Origin of the sequence: Streptomyces sp. NPDC091289, from assembly GCF_044757365.1 — a bacterium.
GTDB lineage: Bacteria > Actinomycetota > Actinomycetes > Streptomycetales > Streptomycetaceae > Streptomyces.
In genome coordinates this window covers 212,412-230,843 of record NZ_JBIVUT010000001.1, presented here as the reverse complement: position 1 = coordinate 230,843, position 18,432 = coordinate 212,412, and the positions used below count along the sequence as shown (strand labels likewise).

Annotated in this window: 18 protein-coding genes; 3 read left to right on the top strand and 15 right to left on the bottom strand. The window is 74.0% G+C overall.

Annotation, left to right across the window (positions count from 1 at the left end; genetic code table 11):
- Positions 1 to 114 precede the first annotated feature (114 nt).
- The 14 genes from ACIQPT_RS00910 to ACIQPT_RS00845 form a co-directional block, all read right to left on the bottom strand.
- Positions 115 to 1,263, bottom strand: a complete 1,149-nt coding sequence (locus ACIQPT_RS00910; RefSeq protein ID WP_401151017.1) for a GNAT family N-acetyltransferase — start codon at positions 1,261 to 1,263, stop codon at positions 115 to 117.
- Entirely contained in the window at positions 1,260 to 1,934 is a 675-nt protein-coding gene (locus ACIQPT_RS00905; protein WP_401151014.1) for a lipopolysaccharide biosynthesis protein, read from the bottom strand. The genes ACIQPT_RS00910 and ACIQPT_RS00905 overlap by 4 nt, the downstream gene beginning before the upstream one ends.
- On the bottom strand, positions 1,931 to 3,067 hold the full coding sequence (locus ACIQPT_RS00900) for a glycosyltransferase (RefSeq protein ID WP_401151011.1): 1,137 nt from the start codon (positions 3,065 to 3,067) through the stop codon (positions 1,931 to 1,933). Before ACIQPT_RS00900 ends, ACIQPT_RS00905 begins: the two co-directional genes overlap by 4 nt.
- Positions 3,064 to 3,876, bottom strand: a complete 813-nt coding sequence (locus tag ACIQPT_RS00895) for a polysaccharide deacetylase family protein (RefSeq protein WP_401151008.1) — start codon at positions 3,874 to 3,876, stop codon at positions 3,064 to 3,066. Before ACIQPT_RS00895 ends, ACIQPT_RS00900 begins: the two co-directional genes overlap by 4 nt.
- A complete protein-coding gene (gene murJ / locus ACIQPT_RS00890; RefSeq protein WP_401151005.1) occupies positions 3,866 to 5,584 on the bottom strand; it encodes a murein biosynthesis integral membrane protein MurJ in 1,719 nt (572 codons plus the stop codon). The genes ACIQPT_RS00895 and murJ overlap by 11 nt, the downstream gene beginning before the upstream one ends.
- Positions 5,581 to 6,954 carry an O-antigen ligase family protein gene (locus ACIQPT_RS00885; protein WP_401151003.1) on the bottom strand — a complete coding sequence of 458 codons (1,374 nt, stop codon included), beginning with the start codon at positions 6,952 to 6,954 and terminating at the stop codon, positions 5,581 to 5,583. The genes murJ and ACIQPT_RS00885 overlap by 4 nt, the downstream gene beginning before the upstream one ends.
- Before the next feature lie 2 nt (positions 6,955 to 6,956).
- A complete protein-coding gene (locus ACIQPT_RS00880) occupies positions 6,957 to 8,438 on the bottom strand; it encodes an exopolysaccharide biosynthesis polyprenyl glycosylphosphotransferase (RefSeq protein ID WP_401151001.1) in 1,482 nt (493 codons plus the stop codon).
- Complete coding sequence (locus tag ACIQPT_RS00875) at positions 8,435 to 9,610, bottom strand: glycosyltransferase (RefSeq protein ID WP_401150998.1); 1,176 nt, start codon at positions 9,608 to 9,610, stop codon at positions 8,435 to 8,437. The genes ACIQPT_RS00880 and ACIQPT_RS00875 overlap by 4 nt, the downstream gene beginning before the upstream one ends.
- 415 nt (positions 9,611 to 10,025) lie before the next feature.
- A complete protein-coding gene (locus tag ACIQPT_RS00870) occupies positions 10,026 to 11,075 on the bottom strand; it encodes a polyprenyl synthetase family protein (RefSeq protein WP_401150996.1) in 1,050 nt (349 codons plus the stop codon).
- Positions 11,072 to 12,130, bottom strand: a complete 1,059-nt coding sequence (locus ACIQPT_RS00865; RefSeq protein ID WP_401150994.1) for a tetratricopeptide repeat protein — start codon at positions 12,128 to 12,130, stop codon at positions 11,072 to 11,074. Before ACIQPT_RS00865 ends, ACIQPT_RS00870 begins: the two co-directional genes overlap by 4 nt.
- A gap of 281 nt (positions 12,131 to 12,411) precedes the next feature.
- Positions 12,412 to 12,777: a VOC family protein gene (locus ACIQPT_RS00860; RefSeq protein WP_401150993.1), complete on the bottom strand. Its 366-nt coding sequence runs from the start codon at positions 12,775 to 12,777 to the stop codon at positions 12,412 to 12,414.
- 77 nt (positions 12,778 to 12,854) lie between these two features.
- Positions 12,855 to 13,502 carry a TetR/AcrR family transcriptional regulator gene (locus tag ACIQPT_RS00855; protein WP_401150990.1) on the bottom strand — a complete coding sequence of 216 codons (648 nt, stop codon included), beginning with the start codon at positions 13,500 to 13,502 and terminating at the stop codon, positions 12,855 to 12,857.
- Positions 13,499 to 14,179, bottom strand: coding sequence for a DUF4166 domain-containing protein (locus ACIQPT_RS00850; RefSeq protein ID WP_401150987.1), 681 nt, complete (start codon positions 14,177 to 14,179; stop codon positions 13,499 to 13,501). Before ACIQPT_RS00850 ends, ACIQPT_RS00855 begins: the two co-directional genes overlap by 4 nt.
- Positions 14,176 to 14,865: a hypothetical protein gene (locus tag ACIQPT_RS00845; protein ID WP_401150984.1), complete on the bottom strand. Its 690-nt coding sequence runs from the start codon at positions 14,863 to 14,865 to the stop codon at positions 14,176 to 14,178. Before ACIQPT_RS00845 ends, ACIQPT_RS00850 begins: the two co-directional genes overlap by 4 nt.
- 145 nt (positions 14,866 to 15,010) lie before the next feature.
- Here ACIQPT_RS00845 and ACIQPT_RS00840 point away from each other — a divergent pair, with 145 nt between their 5' ends.
- From ACIQPT_RS00840 to ACIQPT_RS00830, 3 genes are read left to right on the top strand one after another with little or no spacing between them, the layout of a single operon-like run.
- Positions 15,011 to 15,688, top strand: a complete 678-nt coding sequence (locus tag ACIQPT_RS00840) for an ABC transporter permease (protein ID WP_401150982.1) — start codon at positions 15,011 to 15,013, stop codon at positions 15,686 to 15,688.
- The gene (locus tag ACIQPT_RS00835) at positions 15,685 to 16,356 is read left to right on the top strand and encodes an ABC transporter permease (RefSeq protein ID WP_401150979.1); all 672 of its coding nucleotides are present in this window, start codon (positions 15,685 to 15,687) and stop codon (positions 16,354 to 16,356) included. The genes ACIQPT_RS00840 and ACIQPT_RS00835 overlap by 4 nt, the downstream gene beginning before the upstream one ends.
- Positions 16,353 to 17,303 (top strand): ABC transporter substrate-binding protein, encoded by a 951-nt coding sequence (locus tag ACIQPT_RS00830; protein WP_401150977.1) that lies wholly within the window; start codon positions 16,353 to 16,355, stop codon positions 17,301 to 17,303. Before ACIQPT_RS00835 ends, ACIQPT_RS00830 begins: the two co-directional genes overlap by 4 nt.
- A 13-nt stretch (positions 17,304 to 17,316) precedes the next feature.
- Here ACIQPT_RS00830 and ACIQPT_RS00825 read toward each other — a convergent pair whose 3' ends face one another.
- Complete coding sequence (locus ACIQPT_RS00825; protein ID WP_401150975.1) at positions 17,317 to 18,231, bottom strand: nitroreductase/quinone reductase family protein; 915 nt, start codon at positions 18,229 to 18,231, stop codon at positions 17,317 to 17,319.
- Positions 18,232 to 18,432: the final 201 nt, after the last annotated feature.

Genomic DNA, 18,432 nt, shown 5'->3' with positions numbered 1-18,432 from the left:
CGCGAGGCCCGCACCCCCTGACAACGCGAAAAACGCCGGACGGTAACGGATCGGCTCATAGGTGATATCTCCGACGCCCCTGTCCGGCGTACGCCCCGGGGCGCGCGTCCCGCGTCAGCGCCCGATCACCGGAAGGCCCGTCAGCCGCTCGTGCCAGTCCCGCGCCGTCGGGAACCGGGCCTTCACGGTCTCCACCGCCCGCTCCCGTACCGCCACCTGCGACTCGCGCAGCCGGAGCAGAGGCTCCAGACCCGGGCGGGCCAGCAGCAGCCGCTGGTTGACCACGGGCACCGGCCCCCAGTGGTTCTTGTAGCTCTCCGCACCGCGCAGCAGGCTCAGCACCTCGCGCCCGGCGTCCGAGGCCTGCTGGGCCACCTCGCGCAGCAGCATCGTCGACACATCGACCTTCCGTTCACGCAGCGCCGGATCCGCGCCGTACAGATAGCCGCCCGTCAGATGCCCGGACTGCAACGACAGGTTCGACGCCACCACCTCGCCGTTCAGCCGGAACTCCGTCATGGCCGCCGTACCGTCCCCCACCATCCGTCCCACCGACCGGATCAGATGGTCCGAGAACCGCGCCCGCAGATGCTCGGGATTGACCCCCCGGCCCTCCCACTGCCGCTCGTGCAGCCGCAGCAGCGTGCCGACCGCGGCGGGCACCCCGTCCTGCGGAATCCGGTGCGCCTCGACGCCCAGGGCCTCGACCTTGCGCAGCTTCGAGCGCAGCCGCTGACCCCGTGAGCCCGTCAGCCGCGCCACGCGGTCGCCCAGCGGTTCGGCCGGAAGCTCCATGCACGTCGAGTCACTGAGCCGGCTCCGGGCCCCCGGCCACCGCCCGAACAGCAACTGCGCCGACGCGTCCGGCCGGACCTCCCGCAGGTCCACCACGGTGTGCCGGGCCGCCCGGTCCAGACCGCGCCCCAGCGCCCCCACCGCGTACCCGGCCTCCTCCTCGTCCAGGAGGATGTCGAAGAAGTCGGAGACGGCCCCGCCCATCGGGACGAGCAGCGGCATCGGACGGTGCACCAGCATCAGCGGCGCCGCCCCGATCAGCCGCCCCGACCGGCGGACCAGCAGCACCCGCAGCCGGCCCTCCTGCCCGTAGGAGATCCACCACGAGTGCAGCCACGCGTGGCTCTGGAACGGGGTGGCGGTGGCGCAGCGGCGGTGCAGGGCGTCCCACTCCCCGGCGAGCGCGCCGAACTCCCGGAAGTCCCGGCACAGGGTCACGGCGAGGCTGCCCGCCCGGTGCGCCGTCATCGGACCAGCTCCCGCTCGTCTTGGGCTACGTTGCCGCCCTCGGCCGTCGGCCCCGGCACCTGCGCCGAGACGCTCCAGCCTGCCCGGCGCGGCCGTACCAGCAGCACGAGACCGCCCAGCAGACCGCCCGCCGCCGCCCCCACCGCGGTGCCCAGCGGCACCGACGGCGAGACCGGCCGGTCCGGCGTCATCGCATGGGTGAACTTGATCAGCTTCACCCCGGTGTCCTTGGAGACATGGCCGCTGCTCACGATGACGGCCTCGATGACCGCGTTCGCGATGTCGGCCGCCTTGTGCCGGTCCTCGGACGTGCCCGTCACCGCGATCATCGGCGAGTCGGGAGAGGTCTCCGACCGCACGTGGGACCGCAGTTCGCGCACCGGCTCGCCGGCCGCACCCTGGGCGTACGAGAGCGTCGCGTCGCTCGTCGTCAGCCGCCCGTACGACTGGGCGTACCCCAGCGCCGCCGAGGGGTCCGTCTCGCCCTCGGCGACCGCCATCGCATAGCTGGTGGCCTCGTACTGCGGTGCGGCGAGCGCACCGTACGACAGCCCGGACGCGGTGCCGATCAGCACGCAGACGGGCAGTGGCCACCAGTGCGGAAGCCGGGTGAGGGCGGTGCGCAGCCGACGGGCGACGGCGGGCCGCTGCTGCTCGGGTGACTCGGTCATGAAAAGGCTCTCCGGTTCGGTGGGGCGGTGTCGAGTGCGTACGCGTACACGTCCATCAGCCGCTCGCTGCTGCGCCTGATGTCGTAATGGCCGACGGCCCGGGGCGGCGGCTGCCGGTCCGCGCGGGCCTGTATCCGCTGCCGCAGCCGGGCCGTCAGCTCGTCGGGGCTCCCGGCGATCCGGGTGGCCCCCGGGGCGTGGGCGGCAGGCAGGTCGTCGATGGCGGGGCAGGCGTCGTGGAGCACGGGCAGTCCGGCGGCGAGCGCCTCCACGGCGGCCAGGCCGAAGGACTCCTCGCGGGACGTGGAGACAAAGGCGTCCAGGGCGCTCAGCAGCGCCGGAACACCCGGCACCGGACCGTCCCCGTCCTCGTCGCACTCCCCGAGGAACCGGATCCGGTCCACCGCTCCCAGGCGCAGGGCCAGCGCGCGCAGCGACCCGGCCTCCGGTCCGTCCCCGGCCAGCAGCAGGCGGGCCTCCGGCAGGGCGGCGACCGCGCGGATCAGCACGTCGAACCGCTTGCCCGGCACCAGCCGCCCGACCCCGCCGACGACGAACGCCCCCTCGGGGATGCCCAGTTCCGCCCGCACGGAGGTCCGCCGCTCCCCGTCGAAGCGGAACCGGCCCGCGTCGATCCCGTTGGGCACCAGCCGGATCCGGTCGGCGGGCACCCCCCAGTCCCGCAGCCGGCCGGCCACGGTGGAGGAGACGGCGACGGTCGCCGAGCCGAGGCGCTCGGTGGAGAGATAGAGGGCCCGGATGCCCCGGGTGAGCGGGCGGCCCTCGATCTCGGCGCGCCCCAGGGAGTGTTCGGTCGCGACGGTGGCCCGGGTCCCGGCCAGCCGGGCCGCGATCCTGCCGTACACACAGGCCCGGTACAGATGCGTGTGGACCAGGTCGTAGCGGCCGTCCCGGATCAGCCGGGCCAGCCTCCCGACAGCCGACAGGTCCCGGTTGCCGCGCATCCCCAGGTGGGTCACCCGGATCCCGTCGGACCGCAGCTCCTCGGCCACCGCCCCCGGGTTGGTGAGCGTCACGACGTCGCACTCCACCGGCAGATGACGCAGCAGCAGCCGCAACTGCCGCTCGGCGCCGCCGACCCCGAGCCCGGTGATGACGTGCAGCGCCCTCACCGCGGGCCGCCCGCCCGCACGGGCCCGGTGACACGGGAGCCCGTACCGGGCGCGGCGACCTGCCGCAGCCCGTGCCGCAGGTCCTTCGCCCACAGGCGCACCCCCCGGTCCGCCTGGCTGATGTGGGTGCGGGGCAGGGCGAACCGGCTGAGCAGCGGGCCGGGGGCCAGCGCGCAGGCATAGCCGTAACCCGCCGTGCGCGAGGCCTCCGTGACCCGGCGGTCGAGGATCCCGTACGGATAGCAGAAGCCCTCCGGGAGTGCGCCGGTGAGCTCGCCGATCAGCTCCCGGCTGTCGACGGTCTCCCGGCGCAGCTCCTCGTCCGACAACGCCGTCAGGTCCTGGTGGTACAGGCCGTGCGAGCCGACCTCCATGCCCGCGTCGGCGACCCGCCGGGTCTCGGCGTGCGTGAGCAGCGGCTTGCGCGGGCCCAGCGGATCCCACGCGTTGTCCCCGCCCGGCCGGCCCGGCAGGACGAAGACCGTCGCCCGGCAGCCGTGCTTGCGCAGCACCGGCAGCGCCTCGCCGAGGAAGTCCGCGTACCCGTCGTCGAAGGTCAGCCCGACCAGACCGCGCCGCCCCGACGCCCCCGCGCGCAACAGCTCGGACACCCCCACCCCGGTCAGCCGCCGGCTGCGCAACCAGGACAGCTGTTCGTCGAGGCGCTCGGGGGAGACGGTGATGCCGTACGGATCGTCGCTGGGATCCGTCACCGAGTGGTACGTGAGGATCCACGGCTGACGGCGGGTGTGCGGGCGGAGCCGGGACGAGGGAGCGTCGGCGCAATGTGCCGAGGAATCAGCGGCCATCAAGGAACCTCCGTCGGGTGAGTGCCAGCAGGGAAACGACCTCGGGCGAGCGCAGGGCGAGCCCGGTCAGGAAGAAGACGGCGGGGACGAGGAGACACCCGGCGGCCAGACTCAGCACCGCGTCGGGGACGAGAGGAGCGCACGCCCAGCCGGCCACGCCCGCCGCCAGCGACGCCCCGGTGAGCCGGCCCAGCGACAGCGCCACGGCGCGGGTCCGGATCGGCACCACCCGGGTGCCGAGGCCCATGAGGAGCAGCAGCGCCGTCGTGCTGATCCCGATCGCGTTGGCGGTCGCGATGCCGTCCACACCGAAGCGGTACGTCAGCGCGTACCCGGCCCCCATGGTGACCAGCAGCCCGGTGCCCATGGCGAACGCCGGGAACCAGGTGGGCCGCCCGGACGAGAAGAACGGCCGGCTCAGCGCGCCGACCAGACAGTGCCCGAGCAGCCCCAGCGCGTACACCCGCATCACCTGGGCGGTGGCGTCGGTGTCCGCGACGTCGAACGCGCCGCGCTGGAAGAGCACCTCGATGATCTGGGGCGCGTATCCGAGGACGACCGCCGTGCCGAGCAGCACCACCATCCCGGCCAGTGCCAGGTCCCGCTCGACCCGCCGCCGGGCCTTCTCCCGGTCCCCGGCGGCCATGGCCTGCGCGACCACCGGGAAGGTCACCGTGCAGATCATCAGCGACAGCACCATCGGCATCTGCGCGACCTTCTGGGCGTAGTTCAGATGCGAGATCGCGCCCGCCGGCAGGGTGGAGGCCAGGAACCGTTCCACCAGCACCTGGGACTGACGGCTCACCACGAACAGGACCACCGGGGCCAGGACCGCGAAGCCCAGCAGCGGAGCGGTCCGCGCGGCCCGCCGCCGCAGCCGCCCGAACCTCGGCAGCCGGGGCCGCGCGAGCGGCACCAGCCGCAGGAACATGGGCAGTTGGGTCAGGATCATCAGCCCGCTGCCGGCCGCGACGCCCACCGCGGCGGCCCGCACCCCCCACACGGAGTGCAGGGCCAGCGTCATCCCGATGATGCCGAGGTTGTACGCGACATAGACGCAGGCGGGCGGCAGGAAGCTGCGGTGCGCGCGCAGCGCGGCGCTGAAGTAGCCGGTGATCCCGAAGGTGAGCACGGTGACGGCGGTCAGCCGGGTGCAGTCCACCGCGAGCCGCGGATCGGCGAGGCCCGGGGCCAGCACGCCCACGACCCACGGGGCGCCCGCGATCAGCAGGGCCGCGCCGCCGGAGAGCAGGAGGGCCAGGCGGGGGAGTGTGGCGGCCACGAGATCCCGTACGGGGTCGGAGCCGGGAGCATGTCCGGCCTCGGCCCGCCGGGTCAGGGCCAGGCTGAAGGCCGGGACGAGGAGGAGCGCCATCCCGTCCTCGATCAGGAGCGTCGCCGCCATCTCGGGCACGGTCCAGGCGATCAGGAACGCGTCGCTGGCGTCGCTCGCCCCGAAGTACCGGGCGATGGCCTGGTCCCGCACCAGCCCGAGCACGGCCCCCAGCACGGTCAGCACCGCCGTGGCCGCCGCCGCGCGGGCGAGAAAGGACCCGAGCCGGGGCGCCTCGCCGCTGTCCGTCTCCGGCGCGGTGCCGGGGGTGACGGGCCCCTCGGGGCCGGAGCCGGGCGCCGGGAGCAGCGGCGGGGCGGATGCCGCGTCCGCCGGACGCGGCTCGGCCTCCGTCCCCGTACCGGTGTCGCTCATGCGGCGCTCACCCGGTCCGGCTCGGCCAGCGCCCACCAGGCGGCCAGTCCCAGGATGACGCCGCTCAGCACCGTCGTGGGCCCGCCGATGTCCGCGTACAGGAAGTTGACGCTCTGCCAGGTCATCAGGGCCACCGCCGTCAGACCGCAGTCCATGGCCGCGGGGCCGCGCGAGCGGGCGAGGCGCAGTCTGCGGATCGCGCCCACCAGGATCGCCGCCCAACTGCCCACGAGCGCGGTCAGGCCGACGAGGCCCTGCTCGCTGAGGACGAGGAGATACATGTTGTGCGGCGACAGGAGCGCCTGCCGGCGGAACTCCTGGCCCGCCCCGGCGGTGTCGCTGCCGGAGGAGAGCCCGATCGAGGCATGTCCGTCACGGTGGTCGGGGAAGCCCTTGAGGCCGACCCCGGCGGCGGGCCGCTCGCGCCACATCGCGCCCGCCGCGCTCCACATCGCGTAGCGGTCGCTGACGGAGCGGTCCGGGGTGCTGGTCACCCGGGTCACGCTGGCGGCCCGGTCCGCGATCATCTCGGAACCGATGCCGAACCCGCCGACCACCACCACCCCGGCCGCGCCCAGCACGGCCAGCGACGTCAGCGCCTGCCGCCGCCCGGCCAGCGCCAGGGCGACGAGGACCGCGGCGGCCGTGGCGATCCACACGCCCCGGCTGAACGACAGCGTCAGGGGCACGATCAGCGCGACGGCGAGGACGGCGGCGCACGGCCGCAGCCAGGCCGGGGCGCTGCCGGGGGTGCGCAGGGCGCAGGCCGCGGCGGCGAGCAGACCGTAGGCGACGACGGTCGCCATGCCCATGATGTCGCTGGGCCCGAAGGTGCCGACCGCCCGGATGTCCTCGCCCATGTACGAGGCGCCGGTCCCGGTGACGTACTGATGGACGCCCGTGACGCCCTGGACGACCGCCAGCAGCACCAGCGAGCCGGCGACGATCCGGAACCCGTACGCGTCCTTCAACAGCAGGAACACCGCGATCGGTACGAGGACGAAGACCTGGAGATAGCGGACCAGCCCCGGCAGGGCCGCCGCCGGGTCCGCCGCCGTGACCGTGGCCACCGCGAAGCCCACCGCCGGCAGCCCCAGGACCAGTGCGGCGGTGGCGCTCAGCGGGCGCCGGCGCAGATACAACAGCCGTCCCACGCACACGAGGACCGCGAGACCCGAGGCCAGATCGGCCGGTCCGACCGCAGGGCCGCCGCCCTCGCCGGAGGCCCCGTAGGGCAGGGCGGGGAGCAGGACGGTCGCGACCAGCGGCAGCAGCGGCCAACGGCTCCGCCAACCGCCCCACGAGGGGCGGGAGACGGCAGGGGGCGCGGCCGACGGCGTCGGCGCGGGCCGGGTCAGGACAGCGGCCATGATCAGCTGCCTCCGAGCCGGAACAGGGAGCCCGCGGTCCGCGCCAGCACGCACGCGTCCTGCCACAGCGACCAGGTCTCGATGTAGCGATTGTCGAAACGGGCCCGGTCCTCGATCGAGGTGTCGCCCCGCAACCCGTTCACCTGGGCCAGACCCGTGATGCCGACCGGCATCCGGTGACGGGCCTGGTAGCCGGGGTGGGCGCGGCTGAACTGCGCCACGAAGAAGGGGCGTTCGGGGCGGGGCCCGACCATGCTCATATCGCCGCGCAGGACGTTCCACAGCTGCGGCAGCTCATCGAGAGAGGTCCGGCGCAGCACCCGGCCGACCCGGCTCATCCGCCCGTCGGACGCGACGTTCCAGCGGGTGGCCGACTCCTGGACGTCGGCGGGCCGCAGCGTACGGAACTTCAGCAGGACGAAAGGACGACCGTGCCGGCCGACGCGCTCCTGCCGGAAGATCACCCCCGGCCCGTCGGAGAGCCGCACGGCCAGGGCGCAGGCCGCCATCACCGGGGCCGCCAGCAGCAGTCCGACCGCGGCCAGGACGGCGTCCATCACCCGCTTCATCCCGTGGCCGACGGGACGGCTCGTCCGGTCGTGCAGGGGCTGGGCGGTGAAGCCCCACAGATGATCCGGGCGGCCTCCCGCCGGGAGCCCCGCGACAGCGCCGGGTCCGGTGACCAGCCACACCCGGCAGCCGTGTCCGGTGAGCAGGGTGAAGAGAGCGGCCCCGTCCGGGGTGGCCTCGGGCGGCGCCGTGAACACCGCGTGCCGCACGCTGTTCTGCACGACGGCCCGCCCCACCTCCTGGGGCGAGCCCAGGACCGGCAGCGGCACGGTGTCGGAACCCGTCGCCCGGTCCTCGTCCCCGGCCGCCGGGGCGGCGACCACACCGACCGGCCGCAGCCCGTACGCGGGGCGGTCGTACAGCGCCGCCGTCACCTGACGGGCCAGCGGCCCCTGGCCCACGACCAGCGTGGACACCGGGCGGCGGGCGGCGGCCCGCCGCCGCGCCCGGTACACGGCCGCGCGTCCCGCACAGGTCAGTACGGTCTGCACCCCCGCCCCGTAGGCGAGCACCGCCCAGCCGATCGCCTGCTGCGGGGCCCAGGCGTCCAGCGCCTCCATGGTCACGTACCACTGGAGAAGGGCGAGACCGAGGAGCGCGGGCAGCTCGCCGAGGGCCGAGGGGGACAACCGCATCCCGTACAGGCGGCGTTGGGCGAAGAGCAGCACCTGGGCCACGGCCTGGACGGCCACCAGCAGCCAGGGCCACGCGACCGGGACGACCAGGGCGAACGTCACGGCCGGGGCCAGGGCGTCCACGCCCAGGAGCGGCGCGAGACGGCCGAACCGGACGGCCCGGCGCTCACCGGGCTGCGCCTGCGCACCGCCACCGCTTCTTCGCGGCGGATGAACCGTGTGCGCCTGCACGGCTGTTGCCTGGGCGGTGCCGGGAACCGGTGCACTCTCCATCGTCATCGCTCGGTGCGCTTCCTCGTCGTGGGGCCGGACATGCCGACAAGTTCCTGGTAGAGACCGGCAACCGCCCCCGCGGTCCGTCGGACGTCGAAGGCGGTCCGGGTGTGGCGCAGGGCCCGGTGGGACACCGCCTCGCGCAGTTCCGGGTCGGTGAGCAGCGCGGTCAGCGCCGCGGCCAGCGCCGCCGGATCCTCCGGCGGCACCAGACAGTGGTCCTCGTGGCCGGGCGGCAGGCTCTCCCGCGCCCCGTTCACGTCGGTCATCACGACGGGGCGGCCGCAGGCCATCGCCTCCAGCGGGGCCAGGGCCATGCCTTCCCAGCGGGAGGGCAGCACGAGGACGTCCGCCGCGTGGATCCACGGCCGTACGTCCTCGCAGGCACCGGTGAACAGCACGCCCGGCGGGGCCGACTCCTCCAGTCCGTCCCGGTCGGGCCCGTCGCCCACCAGGACCAGCCGGGCCCCGGCCACCGGGATCCGGCGCCATGCCCGCAGCAGGACGTCCTGCCCCTTCTGCCGGGTCAGCCGGCCGACGCAGACGACCAGCGGGGCGTCCCGGTCGAGCCCGTCAGGTAAGGGCAGCGAGGCGCGGGCCTCCGCGCGGTCGGCGTGGCTGCCGGGGCGGAAACGGTCGAGGTCGATGCCGTTGTGGATGACCGACCAGCGGGCGGCGATACCCGCCTCCTGCCCGGTGCGGCGCTCGGACTCGCTGACGCACAGGATGTGATCGGCCCAGCGCGCGCCGAACCGCTCCCAGCCCAGCGCCAGTTCCGCGGTGCGTCCGCCGACGGCCTCGAACGACCAGGCGTGCGGCTGGAACACCGTGGGGACCCGGCCGCGTACCGCGATCCGGCCCGCCAGTCCCGCCTTGGCGCTGTGGGCGTGCACCACGTGCGGGCGGCTCGCGCGGACGATCCGGCGCGCGGCGGCGACCTCACCGGCCAGCCGGGGCCCGGGGGCACGGGTGACGGACCAGTCGTGGACCTCGGCACCCGCCGCCGCCGCCCCGAGGGCCAGCGGGCTCCCCGGTGGACAGGCCACCACGGGGCGCAGTCCGGACCCGGCCTGGGCCCTGACGAGATCGGTGACGACCCGGGCCACTCCGCCGTCCACGGGCTGAACCAAATGAAGGACCGTCAATTGGCTTTCTTCAGTACGACGCATCTCCAGCACGCACGGCTCTCTTCGCTCAATCCGGTGAGTAAAGCCGAAGTGCACTTTGGCAGAGATGTGGCGATATCGTGCGCGTGACTCGCTCATACGACCACACGGGGATTACGCCTGCTGGGGGGCCGTTAGAGTGGCCGCGCAGCAGATCGGCGCAGGGTCGCGAGCCCTTTTCGGGCAGGTGGCGAAAGGGCTTGCGGGGGGCTGTCGCACGGAATGGCGGCGGTGCTCCGTACGGATCCAGCCGGTTATACCGTCACCTTTTTCCGGCCTACCGCACACCGCCGATCGGCGCACCGGATGGCATCACCATCTACCTGTCGGCTACGCCGTTTCCATGGTGCCGAGAGGGAGGTCCCGGCGAGGGCCCGGGTGTCCACCGCCGGTGGCCGCCCGCCGATGTCCGGCGGGCGGCCACGGTTCAGCCGGTGCGGTCCACGAGGTACGGGATCAGCGTCAGCAGATCCCCGCGCGCCTCCTCGGCCAGCGGCACCCGGTCCAGGCAGGCGCGGGCCGCGGCCAGGTGCTCCTCGGCCTCGGTGATCGTGGCCCGCCGCCCGCCGGCCTCGTCGATCAGTTCGGCCGCACGGCGCGCCGCCGGGTCGTCGAGCGGTCCGGCGGAGGCGAGCAGTGCGTCGAGGCGCCGGGCCGCCGGGTGGTCGGCGGACAGGGCCGCGAGCACCGGGTAGGTCTTCTTGAGCCGCCGCAGATCGCTGTGCACCGGCTTGCCGGTCACCTGCGGATCGCCCCAGATCCCGAGCAGGTCGTCCACCGCCTGGAACGCCACCCCCACATGCCGGCCCGCCAGGTCCAGCGCCTCGACGGTGGACGCCGGAGCGCCCGCCAGCACCGCGCCCAGGGCGGCCGCGCAACCGAGCAGGGAGCCCGTCTTGAGAGTGGCCATCGTCCGGTACTCGTGCGGCAGGACCGCCCCGGGCCCGGTCCACGGCCGGGACTCGAAGAGCAGGTCCTGCGCCTGACCGCGCACCAGATCGCCCAGCGCGCCCGCCAGTTGCCGCACCGCCGCCGGGCCGCCAGGACCCGGAGTCTCCGCCAGCGTGGCGACGGCCAGCGCGAACAGGGCGTCCCCCGCGAGGACCGCCGGGCCGGTGCCGTACGCCTTCCACAGTGTCGGCCGGCGACGGCGGGTCTCGTCGCCGTCCATGATGTCGTCGTGGATCAGGGAGAACGTGTGGATCAGCTCGACGGCGACCGCACCGGGCACCGCCTCCGCCCCGCTGCCGCCCGCGGCCTCCGCGCCGAGCACCGCGAGCGCCTGGCGGACCCCCTTGCCCTGCGATCCGGGCACCGGCTCGCCGCCGGTCCCGCTCCAGCCCAGCGAGAAGGCCGCCGTCTCCGCGTGCCAGGGGTGCAGCCGCCCCACCGACTCCACCAGGGCCGGGCGTACGAGCACGCGGCACCGGTCCAGTATCTGCGGCGCGCTCGCCCGGCGGGTCGTGGAGAGCGTCATCGGCGGTCCCCGCTCCCGTCCACCACGGCCTGTTCCACGCCGAGTTCGGCGTACGCCTTCTCGACCATCTCCCGGGCGTTCAGCAGCCCGATCCGGCTGAGCCTGCCGCGCAGTTCGTCCAGCTCGGCGGCGGTGGCGTCGCGGTCCCGGCCGAGCCTGGCCCGCGCCTTGACCAGGCCGAGCGAGGACAGTGCCTCGCCCCGCGGCTCGTCCATCGCGCGGAACTCGCCGAGCGCCTGCTCGTAGACCTCGCGGGCCTCCTCGTACCGCCCGGCGCGGAACAGCACGTTGGCCCGCATCTTGTGGTTGTACGCCAGGGCGCTGGAGAGCTTCATCTCGCGGCAGGTGACCTCGGCCTCGGAGAGCAGATCGAGCGCCCGCCCGGTCGCCCCGTCCCGGAGGGAAACGATGTCGGCGATGCCGCGCAGCGCCCAGGCCCGGCCCCGCCGGTCGTCCGCGTCGCCCGCCAGGACGGCCGCCTCCTCGAACATCTCCAGCGCCGAGTCCAGCGAACCGGTGTTGCGGTGGATCTGCGCGATGCCCTCCAGCGCCCAGACGGTGTGCCGGGCCTCGCCCCGGACGCGCGCCTCGGCCAGCAGCTGTTCGTGCAGCGTCGCGACGGTGGCGTAGTCGCCCTGGATCCGCCCGGTCTCGGCGAGTCCGGCCAGCGAATAGCCGCGGGCGACCACATCGCCGCCCCGCTTCCCCAGCTCCGCGGCGAGGCCGAGCAGCCGGAACGCGAGCCGCAGCGCCCCGCGCTGCCGCGCCAGCGTGCCGCCGCTCCACAGGGCCCAGGCCATCGCCCCGGTGTTCCCGGCCGCCCGCGCGGCCCGGTAGCTGGCCTTCCAGGCCCGGTCGGCCTCCGCCACCTGCCCGAGCCTGCGGTGCGCCTCGGCCACGGCGAGGCCCGAGCGCGCCACCTCCTCCTGCGATCCGGAGAGCTCGGCCTGCTTCAGATGGCGTACTCCCTCGGCCAGTACGTCGGTGAGGGAGGCGTTCACCGACATCTTGGTGAGAGCTCCCTGGTACTCGGGCGCCAGTGCCTTGGTCTGCATGGGTGCCTTCCGCGCGGTGCCCGGGCCCGCACCGGGGCGGCTATGCCCTCCGTGTATACATGGGGGGTATAGTCGGCCGGTCGGACAGGCCCGGATCATGTGGGGGTTGGACGCCGCACGTCCCGCGCGGCGAACCGTCCTGTCATGGATCAAGACGGCAGCCGGGCATGGAGGGTTGCTCGGGCGCCCCAGGTCGTTCCGCTTTCGCTTCCGACGCTGTTCGCGCGTCCGTACGGGTGCCGAAAGCTCCTGTTCGTGCGGTACGCGTCAGGCGTTGTGCGTCACCCGGCCGTCGGCGGCTCGTGCAGGCCGAACGAGGAGCCCTGGTCGTCACGGCAGAGCCGGAAGCGGCCGAACCGGGCGGCCGACTCGTCGTCGTCGCCCCCCAGTTCCCCCTCGTCCACCGTGCCGCCGAGCTCGCGGACCTTCGCCACGGCGGCGCCCAGGTCGTCGACCCGGAAGAACACGTACGGCCCGGCGCCGGGGTCACCGCCGTGCACCCCGCCCGGTGTCCCGGGGGCCGTGATCGCGAAGCCGCCGCCCGAGGGGCCCGGCTCGAAGGCCCAGCCGAACAGTTCGCCGTAGAAGGCGCGCGCCCGGTCGGGGTCCTCCACGCCGAGCTCGAAGAAGGAGATCTCACCGGCCATCGCGGGTACCTGCCGTCCGTCCGGGGCGTACGCGTGCGCTGTCCCTCCACCGTACGCCGGGCCCCGCTGCCCCGCGGCTACGCCTTCCCCGTACGCCGCAGGCGGTGGCGCACCGCGCGCCGGGCCACCGGGCCGAGCTCGTCCAGTACGCCCGCCAGCTCGGCGAGCTGCTCCAGCGCCGCGAACGCCCGCACGGCCCCGTCCGGGTCGACGCCCTCGTACATCTCCAGGCCCACGAACGACCCGGCCACGGCGCGGGCGAGCCCCACCGGATCGGCGAACTCGCCCAGCGGTGAGTCACCCAGCACCCGGACCAGGACCTTCTCGATCTCGGCGGTCCACAGTTCCAGGCCGGCCGCGGTCGCGGGCGCCAGCCGGGGCTGGGTCTGTGCCCCCGCCAGCAACTGGGCGAGAAAGGCGACGTGGCCGCCCGCCCGCTCCTCCTCGTGCAGCTCGCGCCCGCACGCCACCAGCTCGGCGAGGGTGGTGACGGCGGCCAGCCGCTCGCGGTGGTGGGCCACCCGCTGCTCGGCCCCGTACCGGCAGGCCGCCGCCAGCAGCTCGTCGACCGAGCCGAAGTGGTAGAAGACCAGCGCCTGATTGACCCCGGCGGCGGCCGCGACCGCGCGGGCCGACGTTTTCGCGATGCCCTGGTCGGCGAGCGTGCGCAGGGCACCCTCCAGGAGCTTCGTCCGGGTGTCCGCCCCGGTCGCGCTCCCCGTCACGCCCGCGCCTCCTCGCGGACCGGCCGCAGCCCCGCCCGTACGCCGTGCCGCAGCGCGTCGACGTAGCGGGCGCGGAACGTTCCCTCGTAGCCGAACAGCGGCCCGAAACGCCGGTTGGTCACCCGGACCCGGATACGGAAGCGGCCCGTGGCGTCGTCGAAGGACTCGCGCACCTCGGCATCGCCCCCGATCAGCTCCGGGACCCGCAGATCCAGGAGGCCCTCCCGGAAGCGGTGCTCCCCGGAGCGGATGAGGAGTGACCCGTCGGGCTCCGCGCTGAGCCGCAGATCGGTGGCCAGATGCTGATGGGTGCCGAGGTAGTCGAGGACGCAGGACCGCTCGGGACTGTGCACCATGGTGGCGTCGAAGCGGCGCGGCCCGCGCGGCAGGGCGAACGTCCGGACGAAGGTGACGGTCTCGCGGCCGTAGGAGTCGGTGTACGGCACGTTCTCGATGGTGAAGGGGACGTCGCGGCCGGTCCGGGGCACGAGGATGTTGCGGGTGGCGCCGAGCGCGAGGAACGGCTTCACGAACGCCCGCCCGTGCCAGATCCGGTCCATGGAGCCACGCCCGACGCATGCCTCCCCGCTCTCCAGGCCGACCGAGAAGCGGCGTTGCAGCTGTGGGTGCAGCCGGTGGAACTCATCCCCCATCGCACGGGCGAAGATCGAGGTCACGGGCGCTCCAGACGGGCGAGGAGGGACGGGGCGGCGGGACGGCCGGGCGGTCTGCGCAGGCAGCGCCGGGCGGCGGGCGTGCGCGGGGACGGAGGCGTCAACAGCGCGGCCAGGGCGGCCGGCAGCACGGCCGCCGGACCGAACGGGAGGGCCACCGCCACGACGAGGATCCGCACCAGGACCTCCGCCAGGGCGTATGCCAGCGACCGGGCCGGGCTGATGTCGCGCTCGCACCACAGCCGCAGCCGGTCGAAGGACCAGGCCGTCGCCCAGCCCATCAGCGGCCGGAACACCAGCCGGTCCGCGAACGCGCCGAACCGGCCCCAGCGGGTGCGGTAGTCGTAGCCGGTCAGAAAGCGGACCCCGTCGGCGGTGGGGACGTAGCGCCAGTAGCCGCTGCCCTCGGCCAGCAGCGACAGCCGCTCCGACGAGGCGAACCTCAGCGCGGAGACCCGCTCGCCGTCCTCCCGGTGCCGCTCGCCCGCACTCGTCCCGGTCCCCGCGACGGTGAGGAACGGCAGTACCCGGGTCGCGTACCGGAACCGCTGGGCGGAATCCGCCGGGCCGGGCAGCGGGCTGATCTCGGTGAAGCGCAGATCCCACCGCTGATGCCGCGCGGTGTCCTGGGTCCGCTCCCACAGCCGTTCCAGGTCCGTGCGGATCAGTGCCTCGATGTACAGCCCCATTGCCTGCCCCCGGTCGCCGCGCCTGTTTGAGCGACTGCTCAACCCCTGTACGCCGGACGCTACCAGAGGGTTGAGCAGTCGCTCAAACCCCCCGAACGGCCGCCCCTGACCTGCGACGGCACCGCTGCCGCGCTCGAATGAACAGGTGATGGCGCCTCCGGACGACTGCCTCGCCCGCAACGAGTGGATCTGCGGCGCCTATCTCTCCAGCCGCCGCGAGATCCTGGTGGACGCGGTGTTGCAGCACCTCCAGCTGACGGCCGCCGCGGTGGCCATCGCCCTGGTCCTCGCCGTCCCGCTGGCCCTGGCGGCCCGCCGGTGGCGCTGGGCGGCCGGGCCGGTGCTCGGCCTCACGACGATCCTCTACACGATCCCGTCGCTGGCGATGTTCTCGCTGCTGCTGCCGCTGTACGGACTCTCCGCCGCGCTGGTGATCGCGGGGCTCGTCCTGTACTCCCTGACGCTGCTCGTCCGCAACATCCTGGCCGGGCTCCGCGCCGTCCCCGAGGAGACCCGGCAGGCGGCCCGCGGCATGGGGTACGGGCCGCTGCGTCTCCTGCTCGCCGTGGAGCTCCCGCTCGCGCTGCCCGCCGCGATGGCCGGGCTGCGCATCGCCACCGTCTCCGCGGTCTCCCTGGTCACCGTCGGGGCGATCGTCGGCCACGGCGGACTCGGCAACCTCATCTACTCCGGAATGAACACCTACTTCAAGGCCCAGGTGCTCACCGCCTCCGTCCTGTGTGTCGTCATCGCCGTCGCCGCCGACCTGCTGCTCCTGGGAGCGGGCCGCCTGCTGACGCCCTGGACCCGGACGCGGACATGAACACGCTCTCGGACACCTGGTCCTGGCTCACCACCGCCGCCCACTGGTCCGGCCCCGACGGCGTCTGGAACCGGCTCGGCGAACACCTCTTCCTCACCGTCGTCTGCCTGCTCATCAGCTGCCTGATCGCGCTGCCCGTCGCCCTCGTCCTCGGCCACCTCGGCAAGGGCGGCGCGCTCGCCGTCAACCTCTCCAACATCGGCCGGGCCGTGCCCACCTTCGCCGTGCTGGTCCTGCTGCTCCTCACCCCCGTCGGCACGTACGGCCAGTGGTCGACGATCATCGCGCTGGTGCTGTTCGCCGTGCCGCCGCTCCTCACCAACGCCTACGTCGGCATGCGCGAGGTCGACCGGGACGTCGTCCGGGCCGCCCGGGGGATGGGCATGACCGGCCGCCAGATGCTGCTGGGCGTCGAGCTGCCGCTCGCGCTCCCGCTGATCCTCACCGGCGTGCGGATCGCCGCCGTGCAACTGGTCGCCACCGCCACCCTCGCCGCGCTGGCCGGCGGCGGGGGACTGGGCCGGATCATCACCGCGGGCTTCAACCTCGCCGCCACCCCGCAGGTGGTGGCCGGAGCGATCCTCGTGGCGGTCTTCGCCCTCCTCGTCGAGGGCCTCTTCGAGGCCGGGCAGCGCCTCGCGCCCCGGTACGGCCGGGAGGCGGTGTGAACCGCGCCCGCCGGGCCCTCGCCGCGCTCGCCCTCCTCGCCGCCACGGCCTGCACCACGGGCCCCAGCCTGGAGAACCAGGGCGAGGTCACCGCACCGCCCGGCGACAGCAGGGAACTCACCGTCGGATCCGCCGGATTCACCGAGAGCGACCTGCTCGCCCAGATGTACGCCCTGCTCCTGGAGGACGCCGGATACTCCGCCGACCTCATCTCCGTCACCAACCGGGAGATCTACGAACCCGCCCTGGAGAACGGCCAGATCGACGTCGTCGCGGAATACGCGGCGACCTTCGCCGACTGGCTGAACGCCAAGGCCAACGGCGCCGACGCGGCCCCCGTCGGATCGCCCGACCTCGCCGCCACCATGAAGGCGCTCCGCGCACTGGCCGCCCCGCGCGGGCTGACCGTGCTCGACCCGGGCCGGGCCGTCGACCAGAACGCCTTCGCGGTCACCGCCGTGTACGCGAAGAAGCACGGGCTGAAGACCCTCAGCGACGTCGGCGCCGCGAAACTGCCCGTCCGGCTGGCTGCGGGCGACGAATGCGTCCAGCGGCCCTACTGCGCCCCCGGGCTCCGCGAGACGTACGGCATCGACATCGTCGCCGTCGACCCGAAGGGCGTCGGCACCACCCAGGCGAAGCAGGCGGTGCAGAACGGTCAGGACCAGATGGTGCTGACCACCACGACCGACGCCACGCTGGACCAGTTCGGCCTGGTCCTGCTGGAGGACGACAAGAACCTCCAGAACGCGGACTACGTGGTCCCCGTCGTCAACCGCGCCCGCGCGGGGAGCACCGGGGTGCGCGACGCCCTCGACCGGCTCAACACCGTACTGACCACCGCCGACCTGGCCTCGATGAACGAGCAGGTCGACAGCTGGCGCAGGCTGCCCGAGGACGTCGCGCGCACCTACCTGGAGTCGAAGAAGCTCCTCCCGAAGGGCTGAGCCGCCCCGGACGTCAGGAGGCGGGCGGGGCAGGAGCCGCCGGCGGCCAGGGCACATCGGCCAGGAGCGGCAGGATCTGCTCCTCCTCGTAGTCGAGGTGCGCCGTCAACTCCTTTGTCATCCGGGTCAGTTCGGCTCGGAAGCGGTCCGGCTCCGCGATGGCGACATCGGCCAGCAGGGCGGCGAGCGCCGACTGGAGCTCCCCGATGGAGCGGTGCTCCACCCGCAGCCGGTCGAAGACGTCCCTCAGGTGGGGGTGGTAGCCCTCCATCGTGGGGAACATATGGCCGTCCTCGGCCGTGTGATGGAACTCCAGCGCCTGGCAGAACGCCAGGCAGCGCTGCCGGATCTGCAGCCCGAGACCGGGCGGGGGCGGTGCGCCCGCGTCCCCGTGGGAGGCCCGAGCGGCGAAGTGCGCCTCCGTCTCCGCGTGTACGTGGAGCAGTTGGGCCCGCAGCCAGGTGTGCACCTCGACGAGCTTGTCGGCGAGGGAGGTGATCGCGGGGGCCTCCGCGTCGGGGTCGGGCAGCTCCAGGACCACGACCGGCAGCACCCGGTCGGTGGAGTCCTGGTACTCCGCGTAGCCGGGCTCTTCGGCCACCACCCGGGCGAAGAGGTCGTCGCGCCGCTTCCCTTCGGCCGGCACGGCGAGGGACTCGAACTCCTCGTCCCCCAGCTCCACCCGCACGGTGGGGTGGGCGAGGAGATTGCGGTACCAGTCGGGGTCGAGCGGTGCGCCGAGGTTGGAGGCGACGACGAGGAGCCGTCGGCCGTCGCGTACGTATCCGAGCGGCGTGGTGTGCGGTTTGCCCGAGCGGGCGCCGGTGGTGGTGAGCAGGAGGAGATCGGAGCCCTCGAAGGGGCCGCCGACCTTCCCCGCGTTGGCGCGGAACTCGGTGATGACGGACTGCTGGAAGGCATGGGACATGGAGGTTCTGGGTCTCCCGGAAGGAATGCGGGCACACGAGGGCCCGGCGTCGCGGAGTGCCGCGGTGAGGTGTTCGGACGCGAAGGCGCTCGGAGCACGGTGGCCCGGAGCGCGGCTGCTCAGAGGCAGGGGGCGATGAGTGGACTCATGGCGTCATCCCTGGGAAGAAGGTGCTGGCTTGACCGCCGGCCGGCCCAGATC